The 18,524-nt window shown below is 63.2% G+C and carries 15 protein-coding genes and 1 pseudogene; 5 read left to right on the top strand and 11 right to left on the bottom strand.

All coding sequences use genetic code 11. The features are described 5' to 3' along the window. Positions 1-142: 142 nt before the first annotated feature. The 4 genes from hutH to hutC form a co-directional block, all read right to left on the bottom strand. Entirely contained in the window at positions 143-1,675 is a 1,533-nt protein-coding gene (hutH, locus tag ACIPZ5_RS11955) for a histidine ammonia-lyase (protein WP_343597697.1), read from the bottom strand. A gap of 70 nt (positions 1,676-1,745) precedes the next feature. Beyond that, positions 1,746-3,419, bottom strand: a complete 1,674-nt coding sequence (gene hutU, locus ACIPZ5_RS11950; protein ID WP_400808796.1) for a urocanate hydratase — start codon at positions 3,417-3,419, stop codon at positions 1,746-1,748. 255 nt (positions 3,420-3,674) lie between these two features. Beyond that, a complete protein-coding gene (locus tag ACIPZ5_RS11945) occupies positions 3,675-4,247 on the bottom strand; it encodes a HutD family protein (RefSeq protein ID WP_400808794.1) in 573 nt (190 codons plus the stop codon). Further along, positions 4,244-4,954, bottom strand: coding sequence for a histidine utilization repressor (gene hutC, locus ACIPZ5_RS11940; protein ID WP_343597781.1), 711 nt, complete (start codon positions 4,952-4,954; stop codon positions 4,244-4,246). Before hutC ends, ACIPZ5_RS11945 begins: the two co-directional genes overlap by 4 nt. 145 nt (positions 4,955-5,099) lie before the next feature. Between hutC and ACIPZ5_RS11935 the strand changes: the two genes are divergently transcribed. Then, on the top strand, positions 5,100-6,464 hold the full coding sequence (locus tag ACIPZ5_RS11935) for a formimidoylglutamate deiminase (RefSeq protein WP_400808793.1): 1,365 nt from the start codon (positions 5,100-5,102) through the stop codon (positions 6,462-6,464). Positions 6,465-6,497: 33 nt separating this feature from the next. On the opposite strand, the gene ACIPZ5_RS11930 is transcribed toward ACIPZ5_RS11935, so the two are convergent. Both ACIPZ5_RS11930 and bamE read right to left on the bottom strand, forming a co-directional pair. Further along, a complete protein-coding gene (locus ACIPZ5_RS11930; protein ID WP_313710381.1) occupies positions 6,498-7,070 on the bottom strand; it encodes a lipocalin family protein in 573 nt (190 codons plus the stop codon). After that, a complete protein-coding gene (gene bamE, locus ACIPZ5_RS11925; RefSeq protein ID WP_261942357.1) occupies positions 7,067-7,321 on the bottom strand; it encodes an outer membrane protein assembly factor BamE in 255 nt (84 codons plus the stop codon). Before bamE ends, ACIPZ5_RS11930 begins: the two co-directional genes overlap by 4 nt. Before the next feature lie 197 nt (positions 7,322-7,518). Here bamE and ACIPZ5_RS11920 point away from each other — a divergent pair. After that, positions 7,519-8,583: pseudogene (locus ACIPZ5_RS11920) on the top strand (cache domain-containing protein); the annotation flags it as partial. A 24-nt stretch (positions 8,584-8,607) separates the two neighbouring features. Then, a complete protein-coding gene (locus tag ACIPZ5_RS11915; RefSeq protein WP_400809045.1) occupies positions 8,608-9,438 on the top strand; it encodes a methyl-accepting chemotaxis protein in 831 nt (276 codons plus the stop codon). Positions 9,439-9,562: 124 nt separating this feature from the next. Here ACIPZ5_RS11915 and ACIPZ5_RS11910 read toward each other — a convergent pair whose 3' ends face one another. From ACIPZ5_RS11910 to ACIPZ5_RS11900, 3 genes are all read right to left on the bottom strand, one after another. Further along, the gene (locus ACIPZ5_RS11910) at positions 9,563-10,159 is read right to left on the bottom strand and encodes a DUF924 family protein (protein ID WP_313710378.1); all 597 of its coding nucleotides are present in this window, start codon (positions 10,157-10,159) and stop codon (positions 9,563-9,565) included. 3 nt (positions 10,160-10,162) lie between these two features. After that, positions 10,163-11,173 (bottom strand): class 1 fructose-bisphosphatase, encoded by a 1,011-nt coding sequence (locus ACIPZ5_RS11905; protein ID WP_016712457.1) that lies wholly within the window; start codon positions 11,171-11,173, stop codon positions 10,163-10,165. 234 nt (positions 11,174-11,407) lie between these two features. Then, positions 11,408-13,858 (bottom strand): glycogen/starch/alpha-glucan phosphorylase, encoded by a 2,451-nt coding sequence (locus ACIPZ5_RS11900; RefSeq protein WP_400808790.1) that lies wholly within the window; start codon positions 13,856-13,858, stop codon positions 11,408-11,410. A gap of 185 nt (positions 13,859-14,043) precedes the next feature. Between ACIPZ5_RS11900 and ACIPZ5_RS11895 the strand changes: the two genes are divergently transcribed. Together ACIPZ5_RS11895 and ACIPZ5_RS11890 are read left to right on the top strand one after the other, a co-directional pair. Further along, positions 14,044-14,448, top strand: coding sequence for a YkgJ family cysteine cluster protein (locus ACIPZ5_RS11895; protein WP_003259873.1), 405 nt, complete (start codon positions 14,044-14,046; stop codon positions 14,446-14,448). Between the two features lie 329 nt (positions 14,449-14,777). Next, positions 14,778-15,002, top strand: a complete 225-nt coding sequence (locus ACIPZ5_RS11890; protein ID WP_343597686.1) for a hypothetical protein — start codon at positions 14,778-14,780, stop codon at positions 15,000-15,002. A gap of 9 nt (positions 15,003-15,011) precedes the next feature. Here ACIPZ5_RS11890 and ACIPZ5_RS11885 read toward each other — a convergent pair whose 3' ends face one another. Together ACIPZ5_RS11885 and typA are read right to left on the bottom strand one after the other, a co-directional pair. Continuing rightward, positions 15,012-16,436 carry a PhoPQ-activated protein PqaA family protein gene (locus tag ACIPZ5_RS11885; protein WP_343597684.1) on the bottom strand — a complete coding sequence of 475 codons (1,425 nt, stop codon included), beginning with the start codon at positions 16,434-16,436 and terminating at the stop codon, positions 15,012-15,014. Between the two features lie 193 nt (positions 16,437-16,629). After that, entirely contained in the window at positions 16,630-18,450 is a 1,821-nt protein-coding gene (gene typA / locus ACIPZ5_RS11880) for a translational GTPase TypA (RefSeq protein WP_313710375.1), read from the bottom strand. Positions 18,451-18,524 lie beyond the last annotated feature (74 nt).

The raw sequence follows: 18,524 nt of genomic DNA, 5'->3' as shown, positions 1-18,524 counted from the left end.
CGTGAGGTCGATGGGGGCTGCCTTGCAGCCCTTTCGCGGGTCAAGCCCGCTCCCACAGCAGTCACGCAACCTTCAAGGCCTGTGAGATACCTGTGAGAGCGGGCTTGCCCCGCGAATGGGCCGCGAAGCGGCCCCGGGGGCATTACAGGCTTGGCAGGACGCCGGCAGGCAGCAGCCCGGTCAGGCTGCCCTTGGCCAGCAGCTCGACGGCGGCCTCGATGTCCGGCGCAAAGAAGCGGTCACGGTCATAGTGCGGCACTTCACGGCGCAGCGCCTGGCGCGCCTGCTCCAGCTTCGCCGAAGTCTTCAGGCCTTTGCGCAGGTCCAGCCCCTGACACGCACCCAGCCATTCGATAGCCAGCACGCCACGGGTGTTCTCGGCCATTTCCCACAGGCGCTTGCCAGCGGCCGGGGCCATCGACACGTGGTCTTCCTGGTTGGCCGAGGTCGGCAGGCTATCGACACTGTGCGGGTGCGACAAGGCCTTGTTCTCGCTGGCCAGGGCGGCAGCGGTGACCTGGGCGATCATGAAGCCGGAGTTGACCCCGCCGTTTTCCACCAGGAACGGCGGCAGCTGGGACATGTGCTTGTCCATCATCAGCGAGATGCGGCGCTCGCTCAGCGAACCGATTTCGGCGATCGCCAGGGCGATGTTGTCGGCGGCCATGGCTACCGGCTCGGCGTGGAAGTTGCCACCGGAAATCACGTCACCTTCGGCGGCGAACACCAACGGGTTGTCCGACACGGCGTTGGCTTCGATGCCCAGCACCTCGGCGGCCTGGCGGATCTGGGTCAGGCAGGCGCCCATGACCTGTGGCTGGCAGCGCAGCGAGTACGGGTCCTGGACCTTGTCGCAGTTCTTGTGCGACAGCGACACTTCGCTGGAGTCGCCCAACAGGTCGCGGAAGCAGGCCGCGGTGTCGATCTGGCCACGCTGGCCACGCACTTCATGGATACGGGCATCGAACGGCGAACGCGAACCCAGTGCCGCTTCGACGCTCAGGCCACCGCAGGCGATGGCGGCGGCATACAGGTCTTCTGCCTGGAACAGGCCGCGCAGGGCGTAGGCGGTGGAAGCCTGGGTACCGTTGAGCAGAGCCAGGCCCTCCTTGGCAGCCAGGGTCAACGGCTCGAGGCCGGCGACAGCCAGCGCTTCGGTAGCCGGCAGCCACTGGCCCTGGTAACGGGCCTTGCCTTCGCCCAGCAATACCAGCGACATGTGCGCCAGCGGTGCCAGGTCGCCAGACGCGCCGACCGAGCCCTTGAGCGGAATGTGCGGGTAGACTTCGGCGTTGACCAGGGCGATCAGGGCATCGATGACCTTGCGGCGGATACCGGAGAAGCCACGGCTCAGGCTGTTGATCTTGAGGACCATGATCAGCCGCACCAGGGCGTCGTCCAGCGGCGCGCCGATACCGGCCGCGTGGGACAGCACCAGCGAGCGCTGCAGGTTCTCGAGATCGTGGCTGGCAATACGGGTCGAGGCCAGCAGGCCGAAACCGGTGTTGATGCCGTAGGCGGTACGGTCCTCGGCAATGATCTGCTCGACACAGGCGACGCTGGCATCGATGGCCGGTGCGGCGCTGGCATCCAGTTGCAGGCGCACGGGTGCGGCGTGGATCGCGCGCAGCTGGGCCAGGGTCAGGGTGCCGGGCTTGAGGGTCAGTTCGGTCACTTTGCTACTCCAATTCTGTCGGGGGCCCGCAGGCCCCTCTTGTTGTTCAGTATCACTCAAAGTGCAGCGATCAGCCCGTGATCATTGGCAGGTCGAGGCCCTGCTCTTTGGCGCAGTCGATGGCGATGTCGTAGCCGGCATCGGCGTGGCGCATCACGCCGGTCCCCGGGTCGTTGGTCAGCACGCGGGCGATACGCTCGGCGGCTTCATCGGTACCGTCACAGACGATGACCATGCCCGAGTGCTGGGAGAAGCCCATGCCCACGCCACCGCCGTGGTGCAGCGAAACCCAGGTGGCGCCGCCTGCAGTGTTGAGCAGGGCGTTGAGCAGCGGCCAATCGGAAACTGCATCGGAGCCGTCGCGCATGGCTTCGGTTTCGCGGTTGGGGCTGGACACCGAGCCGGAGTCCAGGTGGTCACGGCCGATCACCACAGGTGCCGACAGCTCGCCGCTGCGGACCATTTCGTTGAAGGCCAGGCCCAGCTTGGCGCGCAGCCCCAGGCCAACCCAGCAGATACGTGCCGGCAGGCCCTGGAAGCTGATGCGCTCGCGGGCCATGTCCAGCCAGCGGTGCAGGTGGGCGTCGTCCGGGATCAGTTCCTTGACCTTGGCGTCAGTCTTGTAGATGTCTTCGGCATCACCGGACAGCGCCGCCCAGCGGAACGGGCCGATGCCGCGGCAGAACAGCGGGCGGATATAGGCAGGGACGAAGCCTGGGAAGTCGAACGCGTTGGTCACGCCCTCTTCCTTGGCCATCTGGCGGATGTTGTTGCCGTAGTCGAAGGTCGGGATGCCCTGCTTCTGGAAGTCGAGCATGGCCTGCACGTGCACGGCCATGGACTGCTTGGCGGCCTTGACCACAGCAGCCGGCTCGGTCTGCGCGCGGTCGCGGTACTGTTCCCAGGTCCAGCCGGCTGGCAGGTAGCCGTTCAGTGGGTCGTGGGCGCTGGTCTGGTCGGTGACCATGTCCGGGCGCACGCCGCGCTTGACCAGCTCAGGCAGGATTTCGGCGGCGTTGCCGTGCAGGGCGATGGAGATCGCCTTGCCTTCGGCAGTGTACTTGGCGATGCGTGCCAGGGCGTCGTCGAGGTCAGTGGCCTGTTCGTCGACGTAGCGGGTTTCCAGGCGGAAGTCGATGCGGCTCTGTTGGCATTCGATGTTCAGCGAGCAGGCACCGGCCAGGGTCGCGGCCAGTGGCTGGGCGCCGCCCATGCCGCCGAGGCCCGCGGTCAGTACCCACTTGCCTTTGAGGCTGCCGCCGTAGTGCTGACGACCGGCTTCGACGAAGGTTTCGTAGGTGCCCTGGACGATGCCCTGGCTACCGATGTAGATCCAGCTGCCGGCGGTCATCTGGCCGTACATGGCCAGGCCCTTGGCGTCCAGTTCGTTGAAGTGTTCCCAGTTGGCCCAGTGCGGCACCAGGTTGGAGTTGGCGATCAGCACGCGCGGAGCGTTGCTGTGGGTCTTGAACACGCCGACCGGCTTGCCCGACTGCACCAGCAGGGTTTCGTCGTCTTCCAGGCGGGTCAGGGTCTCGACGATCTTGTCGTAGCAGGCCCAGTTGCGTGCGGCGCGGCCAATACCGCCATACACCACCAGCTCTTTCGGGTTTTCCGCGACCTGCGGGTCGAGGTTGTTCATCAGCATGCGCAGTGGCGCTTCGGTCAGCCAGCTTTTGGCGGTCAGCTTGTTGCCACGTGGGGCACGGATTTCAACGTCACGGTATTTGTTGTTGTCAGTCACGGGAAGGTCCTCGGCGGTTGTCCGCAGGCAGATGTGTCGTGGTCAATATACAAACACATCTTTACTTGTATGTACAAGCATGGACAACCAAAAAAAACGGACCACTCCTCCGAATTCATGAATGCACTGGGGCCGCTTCGCGCCCCATCGCCGGCAAGCTCGGCTCCCACAAGTACAGCGCACGCCTGGAAGCTGGCGATATTCCTGTGGGAGCCGCGCTTGCCGGCGATGGGGCGCGAAGCGACCCCGGTTATCTCACGCTGGAATGAGTTCGATCAGGCAGAATCGCCCCTGCACATCCAGCCCGAGCAACTCATCATTGCCCTCGAGCCGCAGGCAGTCATAGCGACCCAGCCGCTGCGTTTCATGCCCGGCCATCGCCACCTCGACCTGGTTGCTCGCAGCAAACAACAACACCGTCGACGCCGAGCTGTACAAGCGGCTGGTGCCATCGAACCACTGCAAACGCGCCCGATAGCGCTGCGGCGCATAGATCAGGTTGAAATCGCGGATCGGCCCACCAAGCAACTTGCAGCTGACCTGGCTCTCGCCACTGAAGGCGAACGCATCGAACGGCAGCAACGGCCGGCTGGCCTGGTCGTCGACCAGCAAACGCATGCCATCGCCCTGGAGCACGGTAATTATCCGCTGGTAGCCGGCGAACACGGAAAACCCGCCCGACTCCTCGATATCGGCGATCGACAGGCGCCAGCCGAAGCCATCGAGCCCTTCGCCGTTGTCGCGGGTGATCTCTTCGGTGAAACCGCCACCGTTCTTCCAGGGCATGCGCGGGTAATCCTGCGCACGCAGCAACTGCAACTGGGTCATTTACTGAAACGTCCTTCAAGGCGGTGACGGGAACCGGGGTGGATCAGCCGCGCCGCCGTCACTGGCTGGCGGCCGGACCAGGTGCGCCGGCGAATCAGCAGGCAGGGTTCGCCGCGCTCGATCTGCAGCAGGCGGCACTCTTCGGGTTCGGCAAGAATCGCCTCGACCACGTGCTCGCCCTCGGTCAGCGGCGCGACCTGGGATAGATAGGCATAGGGCGTTTGCCGGGTGAAGTCCTGCTTGAGGTAGTCGGGGGCGATGGCCGCGTTGACGTAGCGGTCCTCGATCTGCACCGGCACGCCGTTCTCGTAATGCACGATCAGCGAGTGGAACACCCGCTGCCCTTCACGCATGTCCAGCGCCAGGGCACGTTCGGAGCCTGCGGCCTCCTCGGCCAGCTTGATCACCTGGCAGCTATGCTGGTGGCCGCGGCCGGCGATTTCGTCGGCGATATTGTTGACCTCGAACAGCGCCGAGCGGGTCTTGGGTTCGGCAACGAAGGTGCCCACGCCCTGCATGCGCACCAGCAGGCCTTCAGCGGTGAGTTCACGCAAGGCGCGGTTGATGGTCATGCGGCTGAAGCCCAGCTCGTTGACCAGTTCGCTCTCCGAGGGAACCCGGTGATGCGGTGGCCAGCTGCCGTTTTCGATCTGCTGGATGATCATCTGCTTGACCCGGGCATACAGCGGCGCCGGGCCCTCGCCCATCTGGGCAACCAGCGCGGAGACAGGAGGTGTCGGCACGGCGTTGAGTCCTTAGGCAATGGAATGAGCGGTAGCTTGCCGCAGTTTACCCGGCAGGCAAACGCCTGTATATGTATATACAAGTTAAACAATAACAGGATTCTTGCCGATGTCCGCCTATTTCGCCGAACGCGCCCTGCTGCCTACTGGTTGGGCCAGTAACGTCCGCTTCGAAGTATCCAGTGACGGCTTGCTCAGCCGGATCGAAGCCGATGCCTCGGCCGACGGCGCCGAGCGCCTGGCCGGGCCGTTGCTGCCAGGCATGCCCAACCTGCACTCGCATGCGTTCCAGCGAGCCATGGCTGGGCTGGCGGAAGTCGCGGGCAACCCCAACGACAGCTTCTGGACCTGGCGCGAGCTGATGTATCGGCTGGTCGGCAAGATCACCCCGGAGCAGCTGCAGGTCATTGCCCGCCAGCTGTACATCGAGATGCTCAAGGCCGGCTACACCTCGGTGGCCGAATTCCACTATGTGCACCATGACCAGGCAGGCAAGGCGTACGCCGACCCGGCCGAGCTGTCCCGTCGCATCAGTGCGGCCGCCGCCAGCAGCGGCATTGGCCTGACCTTGCTGCCGGTGCTGTACAGCCACGCCGGCTTCGGCGGCCAAGCCCCGAACGAAGGGCAGCGGCGCTTCATCAATTCCACCGAACAGTACCTGCATTTGCAGGCGCAACTGGCGCCAGTGCTGGCGGAGCACCCCGCCCAACAGCTGGGCTTGTGCTTCCACTCGCTGCGCGCGGTCACCCCTGGCCAGATCGCCGAGGTACTGGCGGCCGGCAAACAGCAATGCCCGATTCATATCCACATTGCCGAACAGCAGAAGGAAGTCGATGACTGCCTGGCCTGGAGCGGGCTGCGGCCGCTGCAGTGGCTGTACGAGCATGTCGATGTAAACCCGCGTTGGTGCCTGGTGCATGCCACCCATGCCGAAGCGGATGAAGTCACGGCCATGGCACGCAGTGGTGCAGTGGCCGGGCTGTGCCTGACCACTGAAGCCAATCTGGGCGACGGCATTTTCCCGGCCGTGGATTTCCTCGCCCAGGGCGGGCGCATGGGCATTGGGTCGGACAGCCACGTATCACTGAGCGTGGTCGAGGAACTGCGTTGGCTGGAGTATGGCCAACGCCTGCGGGATCAGCGGCGCAACCGGCTGTACCGCAGTGATCAACCAATGGTCGGGCGCACGCTCTACGACGCGGCCCTGGTCGGCGGCGCACAGGCACTGGGGCAGCCGGTGGGTGAGCTGACGGTGGGCAAGCGGGCCGACTGGCTGGTGCTGGATGGGCAGGATCCGTATATCGCCATGGCCGAGGGCGACGGGATTCTCAACCGCTGGTTGTTCGCTGGCGGCGACCGTCAGGTGCGAGATGTGATGGTCAATGGACAGTGGGTGGTGCGGCAGGGGCGGCATGCCCACGAAGAAGAGAGCCGGCAGGCGTTTGCCGGAGTGCTGCGCGCGCTACTGGGCTGAATGCAGAGGGCCGCCACAGCGGCCCCTGTCATCTCAATGCATCTGCACGATCTGCTTGTCGGGCGTGCGCCAGATCAGCCGGCTGGTGTCATAGCCCTGCTGACGAGCCTTGGACATCAGGCTCTCGCGCTCCCACACCGGCAAGGTCGGCGTGCGCGACAGGATCCAGAGGTACTTGCGGTCCGGGCTGCCGACGATCGCCGTGCGGTAGCGATCATCCACGTACAGGATCCAGTATTCGCCCTTGGCCACACCTGGCACCAGGCGGGTGAACCAGTTGTCGAACTCGACCCACAACCTGTCGGTATGCCCCGGCTCCTGGATCTTGGCGTGCCCCTCGGCACGCAGCCACTCATCCCCCATCGTGCGGCAGCGGTTGAGCACGCCATACGAGCCATCGGGCTTGAGGTTGTAATGCGCTTCGGACTGCGCGCACTCGGCCTGGTACTTCATCGGCAGGCGCGCCAACTCGTACCACTTGCCCTGATAGCGCTTGAGGTCGACATCACCAGCGGTTTTCGGCGCCAGTGGATCGTTGGCGGAGGTGGCGCAACCACCCAGCAGCATCACCAGGCACAGCCCCAGCAGCAGATGCAGACGCCTCATTTGAGACCCTGCCCGGAGTAGATCAGCACTTTGTCGGCCGCGTATTGCACGCTGATGAAGCTCTTCTCGTCCCCCCAGGTGCAGCTGCTCATGCCCAGCGCACCGGAGCATTCGGTGGGCGTGCCGAGCAGCTGCTCGACTTCGGCCTTGTTCATGCCGGTCTTGAGCTTGGAATAGTTTTCCTGATTGATCTTGCTGCACGCGGTCAGGACGACGCACAAGGACAACAGGGCGAGGGAACGCAACGACATGAAGGGACACTCCTGGAAAATAGACACAGGCGAGTGGCCTGCAGTGGTGTTCGACGGGAAAAACCCTCCCTGGTTCCCTGGCAACCCCTCTTTCGTTGTACGCCGTTGGTCGGCTCCCCCTGCGCAAACGATTAATGTTTTGACGTACCGCGACGACACAGCGAGCACGCTGTGGCGAGTTGCCATAGCCCCCTCCTATGCCTTGCCTTGTGCAGACCAGAAAAATGACCAAGAACCTCAAGTTCAGCCACAAGATCCTGCTGGCCGCCGCCCTCGTGGTGGCCGTTGCCTTTACCTGTTTCGTGCTGTTCAACGACTACCGACAACGCCAGTCCCTGCGCAGCGACGTTCAGACCAACCTGCAGGACCTGGGCAGCCTCACCGCTGGCAACATCCGCAACTGGCTCGACAGCCGTATCCAGCTGCTCGACTCCCTGGCCCAGCAAATCGCGGTCGATGGGCCGGGCAAAGCCAGCCTGGACCGTAGCCTGGCCTTGCCGGTGTACGGCAAGAACTTCCAGCTCACCTATTTCGGCGGCCAGGACGGCAGCATGCAGTCGGTACCGGTGGGCAACCGCGCCGCCGACTACGACCCTAGGGTACGGGGCTGGTACAAGGCTGCCAGCGCCAGCGGCCAGACCATCGTCACCGAACCGTACATCTCCGCCTCCGCCGGCAAGCTGGTGATCACCCTGGCCACCCCGGTGCAGCAAGCGGGCCGGCTGATCGGTGTCAGCGGCGTCGACACCGACCTGCAGACCATCAGCAACCTGATCAACGCCCTGAACTTCGACGGTCAGGGCCATGCCTTCATCGTCAATGGCGAAGGCAAGATCCTGATCCACCCCAAAGCCGACCTGGCCCTGAAAACCCTGGCCGACGTCTACCCGCGAGACACACCCCAAATCGGCAGCGGCCTGAAGGAAGTCGAAGTCGATGGCCGCAAGCAGTTCATCAGCTTCACGCGCGTCGACGGCGTGCCGTCAGCGGATTGGTACGTGGCCCTGGTACTCGACCAGGATGCAGCGTTCGCCATGCTGGGTGAACTGCGCACCTCGGCCATCGTCGCCACCCTGATCGCGGTGGTGGTGATCATCGCCCTGCTCGGCTTGCTGATCCGCGTCCTGATGGAGCCGCTGCACCTGATGGGCCGTGCCATGCATGACATCGCCGAAGGCGAAGGTGACCTGACCCGGCGCCTGAGCATCCACGCCCACGATGAATTCGGCAGCCTTGGCCAATCCTTCAACCGCTTTGTCGAGCGGATTCACGAGTCGATCCGCGAAGTGGCCTCAGCCACCGGGCAGGTCAACGCCGTGGCCGCCCAGGTGGTGGATGCCTCGAATGCCTCGATTGCCAACGCCGACCAGCAGTCCAGCCGCACCAGCAGTGTGGCTGCGGCCATCAATCAGCTAGGCGCCGCCGCCCAGGAAATCGCCCAGAACGCCGCGCTGGCGTCGCAGCACTCCAGCGAAGCACGCGGCCTGGCCGAGGATGGCCAGCAGGTGGTCGGGCGCACCATCGAGGTGATGAACCAGCTGTCGGCACGCATCAGCGACTCGTGCGGCAACATCGAGACACTCAATGCCCACACCGCCAACATCGGCCAGATCCTCGATGTGATCAGCGGCATATCCCAGCAGACCAACCTGCTGGCGCTCAACGCCGCGATCGAAGCGGCCCGCGCGGGCGAGGCCGGGCGTGGCTTTGCCGTGGTAGCCGACGAAGTACGCAACCTGGCGCACCGCACCCAGGAATCGGCTCAGCAGGTGCAGCGTCTGATCGAGGAACTGCAGGCCGGCGCGCAAGTAGCGGTCAGCACCATGAACCAGAGCCGCCAGCACAGCGACCACAGCGTAGGCATTGCCAACCAGGCCGGCGAGCGCCTGGGCAGCGTGACCCAGCGCATTGGCGAGATCGATGGCATGAACCAGTCGGTGGCCACCGCCACCGAAGAGCAGACGGCCGTGGTCGAGTCGATCAATGTCGACATCACCGAGATCAATACGTTGAATCAGGAAGGGGTGCAGAACCTGCAGAGCACCTTGCGTGCCTGCACCGACCTGGAGCATCAGGTCGATCGGTTGAAGCATCTGGTGGGCAGTTTCAGGATCTGATCCGGCGGCGCCTGCTTCGCGGGCAAGTCGGGGCGCCGAACCACCGCTCCCACAGCTACTGCACAGCCTTTGAAACCCGCGCTGTACCTGTGGGAGCGGGTTCACCCGCGAAGAGGCCCATGAGTCAGAACCGGGAACCAGGCTCCAAAAGGAAGTCCATTTCTTCGCTGGTACTCGGCCGCCCCAGCACCAGGTTACGGTGCGGGAAGCGGCCGAACCGGGCAATCACCCGCTGGTGCTGTTCGGCGTAATCGAGGAAACCTTCGAACAAGCGCCGGTTGTCCTCTGGCTGCTCTTCGAGCAGCACCTGGTAACGTTCGACGCACAGGTTCTGCCAGTCCAGCACCTCGGCATGCTCCAGCACCAGCAGCACGAACACCCGCTGGATCGGCAGCAACTGGTAATCCCAGTGTTTCTGCAGCCCCTGCATGGCCACCACCTGGGCACGCCGGTCGCCTTCAAAGGCGCGCGGCGTGTCGCGGTAGAGCATGCGCGGCAGCTGGTCCAGCAGGATCAGCAAGCCGAGCCAGCCTTGCGGGCTCTGCTGCCACTCGTCGAGCCCACCCGCCAGGGCGTGCTCGACCAGGTCGCCAAACAGCGCCTGGGCTTCGGCATCGTGATGCTTGCCGAACCACAGCGTGCTCTTCTCGTCAGCCACGGCCTGGGGACTGGTGCCCCAACCGAACCACCACTCCAGCAACGGCTGCCAAGGTGCGAGCATGACTTACTCCTTGTGGTAAGCGGTGACGCGCTCGACCTCTTCCTTCGAGCCGAGGATGACCGACACACGCTGGTGCAGGCTTTCTGGCTTGATATCGAGGATGCGATCGTAACCGTTGGTAGAGGCGCCGCCGGCCTGTTCGATGATGAACGACATCGGGTTGGCTTCGTACATCAGGCGCAGCTTGCCCGGCTTGCTCGGCTCGCGGGCATCACGCGGGTACATGAACAGACCGCCACGGGTCAGGATACGGTGCACGTCGGCCACCATCGAGGCGATCCAGCGCATGTTGTAGTTCTTCTTCAGCGGGCCGGTCTCGCCAGCCAGCAGTTCGCCTACGTAGCGCTGCACCGGGGCTTCCCAGTGACGCTGGTTGGACATGTTGATGGCGAACTCGGCAGTGCTTTCCGGTACGCGGATGTTTTCGTGGGTCAGGACGAAGCTGCCCAGTTCGCGGTCCAGGGTGAAGCCCTTGACGCCATTGCCCAGGGTCAGGATCAGCATGGTCTGCGGGCCATAGATGGCGTAACCGGCAGCGACCTGCTGGGTGCCTGGCTGCAGGAAGGCGTTTTCGTTCAGGGTTTCGTTCTGGCTCAGGTACTCGTTAGGGCAACGCAGTACCGAGAAGATGGTGCCGACCGACACGTTGACGTCGATGTTGGACGAGCCGTCCAGCGGGTCGAAGACCAGCAGGTAGGCACCTTTCGGGTACTTGCCCGGGATCTGGTAGGCGTTGTCCATTTCCTCGGAGGCCATGCCGGCCAGGTGGCCGCCCCACTCGTTGGCTTCCAGCAGGATATCGTTGGAGATCACGTCCAGCTTCTTCTGGACTTCGCCCTGCACGTTTTCAGTGCCCATGCTGCCCAGCACGCCGCCGAGGGCGCCTTTGGACACGTGATGGCTGATTTCCTTGCACGCACGCGCCACCACTTCGATCAGGAAGCGCAGATCGGCAGGGGTATTGTTGCTGCGGGTCTGCTCAATCAGATAGCGACTAAGGGTAACGCGGGACATGTATGGCTCCGAAAGGATAAGGGGAGAAAAACCCCCGCAGTTTACAGGGAGAGTTGCAGCCTAGCGAGCAAAGAGACTCGACTTCCGGCCCTGAGTTCAGCAAGCACCCAGCCAATGGTCGGCTACCGGCCCATTCGCGGGCAAGCCCACCCCCACGGCAACTGCGCGGGCTTCAAACCTGCGCAGAGCCCGTGGGAACGGGCTTGCTCGCGAATCGGCCAGGACAGGACTACCTCAATCCAGCGCCTTCCAGATCTCGGTGGCATATTCACGGATGGTCCGGTCAGAGGAGAACCAGCCCATCCTCGCCGTGTTAAGCACCGCCATGCGCCACCACTCCTGCGGCGTGTGCCACAGCTCTTCGACCCGCCGCTGCGCATCCCAGTAGGCATCAAAATCGGCACATACGAGGAAACGGTCGTAGGCCACCAGCCCGTCGATCAACCCTGCGTAGCGTGAAGGGTCGTCAGACGAGAACACCCCGCTGCGAATGGCCTGCAGCACATCGCTCAGGCGGTTCGACGCCGCGATCGCGGCGTTGGCACCGAAATCACCGGCCCGCTTGCGTGCCTCCACCTGCTGCGCGGTCAGGCCGAAGATGAACATGTTGTCCGCCCCCACCTGCTCGCACATCTCGACATTGGCACCATCGAGCGTGCCGATGGTCAGCGCGCCGTTGAGGCCGAATTTCATGTTGCTGGTGCCGGAGGCCTCGTAACCGGCGGTGGAGATCTGCTCTGACAGGTCTGCGGCCGGGATGATGCTTTCGGCCAGGCTGACGTTGTAGTTGGGCAGGAATACCACCTTGAGCAGACCGCGCACGGTCGGGTCATTGTTGACCACCCGGGCGATATCGTTAGCCAGCTTGATGATCAGCTTGGCCTGGTGATAACTGGCCGCTGCCTTGCCGGCGAAGATCTTCACCCGCGGCACCCAGTTGGTGCCGGGGTCATTGCGTATGGCCTGGTACAGCGCCACGGTGTGCAGCAGGTTGAGCAACTGGCGCTTGTACTCGTGGATGCGCTTGACCTGCACGTCGAACAGCGCCTCGGGGTTGACCGTGACCCCAATCCGATCCTGGATGATGCTGGCCAGCGCGCGCTTGCTGTGCAGGCGTTGCGCGGCGAACTGCTTGCGGAAGCTGGGTTTGTCGGCGAATGGCACCAGCCCGGCCAAGCGCCCCTCGGGGTCGTCCTTGAGCTCCGGGCCCAGCGCCTCGACCAGCATCTCGGTCAACTGAGGGTTGGACTGGTACAGCCAGCGGCGGAAGGTGATGCCGTTGGTCTTGTTGTTGATCCGCTGCGGGTAAAGCTTGTGCAGCTCGGCGAACACCGTGCTCTTCATCAGCTTGCTGTGCAGCGCCGACACGCCGTTGACGCTGTGCGACCCAAGGAACGCCAGGTTGCCCATGCGTACCCGGCGGCCATTGTCCTCCTCGATCAGCGATACCGCGCGCAGCACGTCGAAGTCGTGCAGGCCTTTGGCCCGCAACGCGTCGATGTGATAGGCGTTGATCAGGTAGATGATCTGCATGTGCCGCGGCAGCATGCGCTCCATCAGCGCCACCGGCCAGGTTTCCAGGGCTTCGGGCAACAAGGTGTGGTTGGTGTAGGCGAGCGTGCCGACGGTCAGCTCCCAGGCTTTTTCCCAGGGCACTTCATGCTGGTCCACCAACAGCCGCATGAGCTCCGCCACGGCAATCGAAGGGTGGGTGTCGTTGAGCTGGATGGCTGCCGCATCAGGCAGGTTCAGCAGGTCCTTGTGCATGTTCAGGTGGCGGCGCAGCAAGTCTTGCAACGAAGCCGACACGAAGAAGTATTCCTGGCGCAAGCGCAGCTCCTGCCCGGCCTCGGTGCTGTCGGCCGGGTACAGCACCCGCGAAATGCTCTCGGCCCGCGCCACTTCGGCCACGGCGCCCAGGTGGTCACCAGCATTGAAGCGCTCCAGATGCAGCTCTTCCAACGCCCGCGCACGCCAAAGGCGCAAGGTGTTGACGCTGGCACCGCGCCAGCCTACCACCGGCGTGTCGTAGGCAACCGCCCGCACCGTTTCGCCCGGCCACCAGACCTGGCGTTGAGTGCCACCGGCATCGTGCACGGTTTCGACACTGCCGCCGAAACTGATCGGGTAGATCACCTCCGCACGCTCGAACTCCCAGGGGTTGCCGAAGTCCAGCCAGTTTTCGGTCTGCTCCTGCTGCCAGCCATCCACCACTGCCTGGCGGAACAACCCATGTTCGTAGCGGATCCCGTAACCGTGGGCAGCAATCCCCAGGGTCGACATGCTCTCCATGAAGCAGGCCGCCAGGCGGCCCAAGCCGCCGTTGCCCAGCGCGGCGTCAGGTTCGAGCAGGCGGATGCGCTCCAGGTCCACGTCCAGCCCTTCCAGCGCATCACGGGCGATGTCCAGCAGCCCCAGGTTGCTCAGGCTGTCGTACAGCAGGCGGCCGATGAGAAATTCCAGGGAAAGGTAATAGACCCGTTTCTGGCTACGACGGTAGGCCTGCCGGGTGTGGTCCATCCAGTGATCGACCATGTGATCACGCGCCGCCAGGGCAATGGCTTCGAACCAGTCGTGGTCGAACGCATGCTCCGGGTCCTTGCCGACCGCGTAGGTCAGTTTGTTCAGTACAGCGGCACGAAATTCGGCCACCTCGGCGTCACGTGCTTTGGGTTCCTGGGACATGCGGCATCCTCTGGCAAGTTGACGAAAGCGGAGGGAGATTGTTGAGACTAGACCCTTCGACAGGGAGTGACAGTTACTGTTCGCAGTTTTCATGCCGACGCTGCGATTCCGGCAAAAGGTTGTTCACAATTTGAACAACTCGGGTATGATCGCGCGCCCCAAGACCGTGATTCACCCCCATAACGATGAAAACGACCCTGATCGCTGCGGCCGAAGTCGACCGCCTGGAGACCTGGCAGCGCTACACCAGCAACATGTGCCACGGCTGCCATTCGACCTGTTGCACCCTGCCGGTGGAGGTGAAGATCAAGGATCTGATCCGTATCGGCGTGGTGGACGAGTTCGAGAAAGACGAACCGCCGAAGAACATCGCCAAGCGCCTGCAAAAGGACGGCATCATCGAACGCTTCAACCAGAAGTCGGGGATCTTCACCCTGACCCGGATGAGCAACGACGACTGCCTGTACCTGGATCGCAAGAGCCGGCTGTGCACCATTTATGACAAGCGCCCGGATACCTGCCGCAACCACCCCAAGGTCGGGCCGCGGCCGGGGTATTGTGCTTACAAGCCGAAGGTGGTCGGGCGGTGATTCGCCTTGTGAACGGGTGATGGCCACCAGGTGTCCGCCGCGGCTTGTGCAGCGCCTGTGAGATCGAGCGCCGCCCGCGCGGCGCTTCGCGGGGCAAGCCCGCTCCCACAGTCTGTTTCGGGCCAATCAATCCTGTGACATCTCCACTGTTCGCCTTGTCTGCTCCAGCAAATATCTAAAGTATTGCCGCCGGCCCTATCTACCTCCAGCCATACACCAAGGGTACGCGCGAAGAAGGTGCAGGAGTGACTGGCCCGAAACAGACTGTGGGAGCGGGCTTGCCCCGCGAAGCGCCGCGCGGGCGGCGCTCGATCTCATAGGCGCTGAAAATGTCGAGGCAGCCCCATGGCGGCTCATCTGCAACCTCAAGACAGGCCCTCACCCACACCATCTGCGAAAACCTCATCCCCCTCGACCACGTCGTGGTCAACATCACCCACTACCTGATGATCGCCTACAACCACAGTCATCGCGCCCTGATCTGGGCCGCGCACTACCTCAGTGCATTGGCCAAGGCCCTGCTGGACGACGCCGAACTGGGCATGCCGCATTGAGCATGCTCCTCAAGCGCTGTCCGCCGGGAAGCTGCGGCAAGCACCACCTTGATCCGTCGGCGGGTGCTCGGGATACGTCTGCGGCAACACGCTGACCGGGCTGGTGGCGATGAAGCCATCAGCGAACTTCGCTTCGACGAACTGCGCCTGCCATCCCGTAGCTGGCGCCGTGCGTTGCAGGGTGAAGTGTTGCTTGGGCGCAAGCGTCTCGGACTGGTAGCGCACCCCGCAGGCATAGCGGAAGTCGCGGTCCCTGCTGTTGCTTGCCGTCCACACCTTCACCGCCACTGGCGGCTCGGACAAGTCGACGAACATCTGCCCGGCCTGCCCGCTCGCCGACACCTGCACACTCGGCAGCTGTTTGCCATCGCGCAGGCGCGTCACCACCGGCACCAAGGTGCTGACCACCGCTTGCCGCACGCCACCATGGTCCGAATTGGGCAACACCCTCAAGCTGGTCACGCCTGGCAGGCGTTGCTGGTAATCGGTGACGGGGTCAGGGGCGAAGAAGTCGTCACCACTGGCTGACACCAGGTACTTGGGAATGGCCAGGCGCTGCCCCTCCTCGTTCAGGTACTGCATCGGGTCCATCATCGCCATCAGCCGCTCGAATGCCGGGCTGCCCAGCTGTTGCAGAACACCGGCCTGCTGGTAGGAACCCAGCGCCAATGGCCAGTGACCACCATAACGCTTGCGCAATCCGGCCAGCATGCCCGAAGTGTCCGCGACGTCGATCACACTGGGCACGATGGCCATCACCCGCTCATCGGCCAATGCCGTGAGCCATGCACTCCAGCCGCGCTTGGAAGCACCGGTGATGATGAAACGGTCCACCGTGAGCCCCTGATTGCCCAGTTCCTGCTCGGCCAGGTCCATCGCCCGGCTCGCCGCCGCAGCCATCGGCACATGCAGTGGCAGTTCCGGCGCAGCCCCGCGCAGCGCGTGGGCCCAGGTATGGGCCACGGCGTCATCCTCGCGCAGGGGCTTGTCGACATCGCTAAAGGTTACGTACTGGTTGGGCACATCGCTGATCATGACCACAGCCATCTGCGCCTTGATCGCGACTTCGCGCAACGCGTCTCGGGCATAGTCAGGGGTTTGCGCCGGCCCGTGCCGCACGCCGTTGTTCACCACCAGCAAGGCTTTGCCAGGCACTGCGTTACCTGGGATGTGCAGCTCGACATCGTGCTCCCAGCGGCGCGGCTCAAGCACTGGGGCCGGCTCCCACATCTGCGAAACCATGTGCAGACGACGGAATGCGTAGCCCGGCTCGGAGGCCTGCTCGAGCAATTCAGACTCCAAGGGGGCCTGGCGCACCTTGCCAATATGACACTCGACAATTTCCTGCGGACGCGGGTTGGTGCAATCCTGCACAGCGTAAGCCTGCAAGCCAACCATCAGGCAGGGAATGGCCATTGCCAATCGATAATTCATGGTGAAGCTTCCTATACGGGAGAATGCGCTCCACGCTAGGCATGACAACAAGCGCTCACAAGGCGCCAAAGGGATTGGAAGATGCAACCTACGCCAACTTGAGACATCACCTACAAAAACCTTTCGCCATACAAACAAAAACGCCCCCGACCTTGCGACCGGGGGCGTTTCATTTCAGCTCAGGCTAGACGAATCAGGCCTTGGCTTTCTTGGCAGCGCGGGTACGCTCGCCTTCGTCGAGGATCTTCTTGCGCAGACGGATCGACTTCGGCGTCACTTCGCACAGCTCGTCGTCCTGGATGAATTCCAGGGCCTGCTCGAGGGTGTGGCGAACCGGCGGAACCAGGGCGATGACTTCGTCCTTGCCCGAAGCACGCATGTTGTCGAGCTTCTTGCCTTTGGTCGGGTTCACGCCCAGGTCGTTGTCACGGCTGTTCAGGCCGATGATCTGACCGTTGTAGATCTCCTGGCCGTGTTCAACGAACAGCTTGCCACGAGCCTGCAGGGTTTCCAGCGAGTAGGTCAGTGCCTTGCCGGTCTCGACCGAAACCAGAACACCGTTCAGACGGCCGGACATCTGGCCCGACTTCATGGTGTCGTAGCGATCGAAGATCGAAGTCAGGATGCCTGCACCGTTGGTCAGGGTCAGGAACTGGTTACGGAAACCGATCAGACCACGGGCTGGAATGTTGTACTCCAGGCGAACACGGCCCTTGCCATCCGGAACCATGTTGGTCAGGTCGCCTTTACGCAGACCCATCTCTTCCATGACCTTGCCCTGGGATTCTTCAGGGATGTCGATGGTGACGTTCTCGAACGGTTCCTGCTTCACGCCGTCGACTTCGCGGATGATCACTTCAGGACGGCCTACAGCCATCTCGAAGCCTTCACGGCGCATGGTTTCGATCAGAACGGACAGGTGCAGCTCACCACGGCCCGATACCTTGAACTTGTCAGGGGAATCGGTTTCCTGAACGCGCAGAGCAACGTTGTACAGCAGCTCCTTGTCCAGACGGTCCTTGATGTTACGGCTGGTGACGAACTTGCCTTCCTTACCGCAGAACGGCGAGTCGTTGACCTGGAAGGTCATCGAAACGGTCGGCTCGTCAACGGTCAGCGGCTTCATTGCTTCTACCGCATCCGGGGCGCACAGGGTGTCGGAGATGAACAGCTCGTCGAAACCGCTGATGCAGACGATATCGCCAGCCTGGGCTTCTTCGACGTCGACGCGGTGCAGGCCGTGGTGGCCCATCAGCTTGAGGATACGGCCGTTACGCTTCTTGCCATTGGTGTCGATGGCGACAACCGGGGTGTTCGGCTTGATGCGGCCACGGGCGATACGGCCAACACCGATAACGCCGAGGAAGCTGTTGTAGTCCAGAGCAGAGATCTGCATCTGGAACGAGCCGTCACGGTCAACGTCCGGCGCTGGTACGTTGTCGACGATCGACTGGTACAGGGCGGTCATGTCTTCGCCCATGGCGGTGTGGTCCAGACCGGCAATGCCGTTCAGGGCCGAGGCGTAGACGACTTTGAAGTCCAGCTGTTCGTCGGTGGCGCCGAGGTTGTCGAACAGGTCGAAGATCTGGTCCAGAACCCAGTCAGGACGCGCGCCCGGACGGTCGACCTTGTTGATCACGACGATCGGCTTCAGGCCGGCTTCGAAGGCCTTCTTGGTCACGAAGCGGGTTTGCGGCATCGGGCCGTCCTGGGCGTCGACCAGCAGCAGCACGGAGTCGACCATCGACATTACACGCTCAACCTCGCCACCGAAGTCGGCGTGGCCGGGGGTGTCGACGATGTTGATGTGGTAGCCGTTCCAGTTGATGGCGGTGTTTTTCGCCAGAATGGTAATACCGCGCTCTTTTTCCTGGTCGTTGGAGTCCATGACGCGCTCGTCGTTGAGCTCGTTACGCTCCAGGGTGCCGGACTGACGCAGGAGTTTGTCGACCAGGGTGGTTTTACCATGGTCAACGTGGGCGATGATGGCGATGTTACGCAGATTTTCGATCACAACTGTATCTCGATCAGAGGATTCGGTTGCCACCAGTTTAGGTGGCGAATATGTACGGTTTGAGGCTCAGCGGG

Origin of the sequence: Pseudomonas sp. NPDC089428 (assembly GCF_044749325.1) — a bacterium.
Taxonomy (GTDB): Bacteria; Pseudomonadota; Gammaproteobacteria; order Pseudomonadales; family Pseudomonadaceae; genus Aquipseudomonas.
This window is presented reverse-complemented; position numbering and strand designations above follow the sequence as displayed.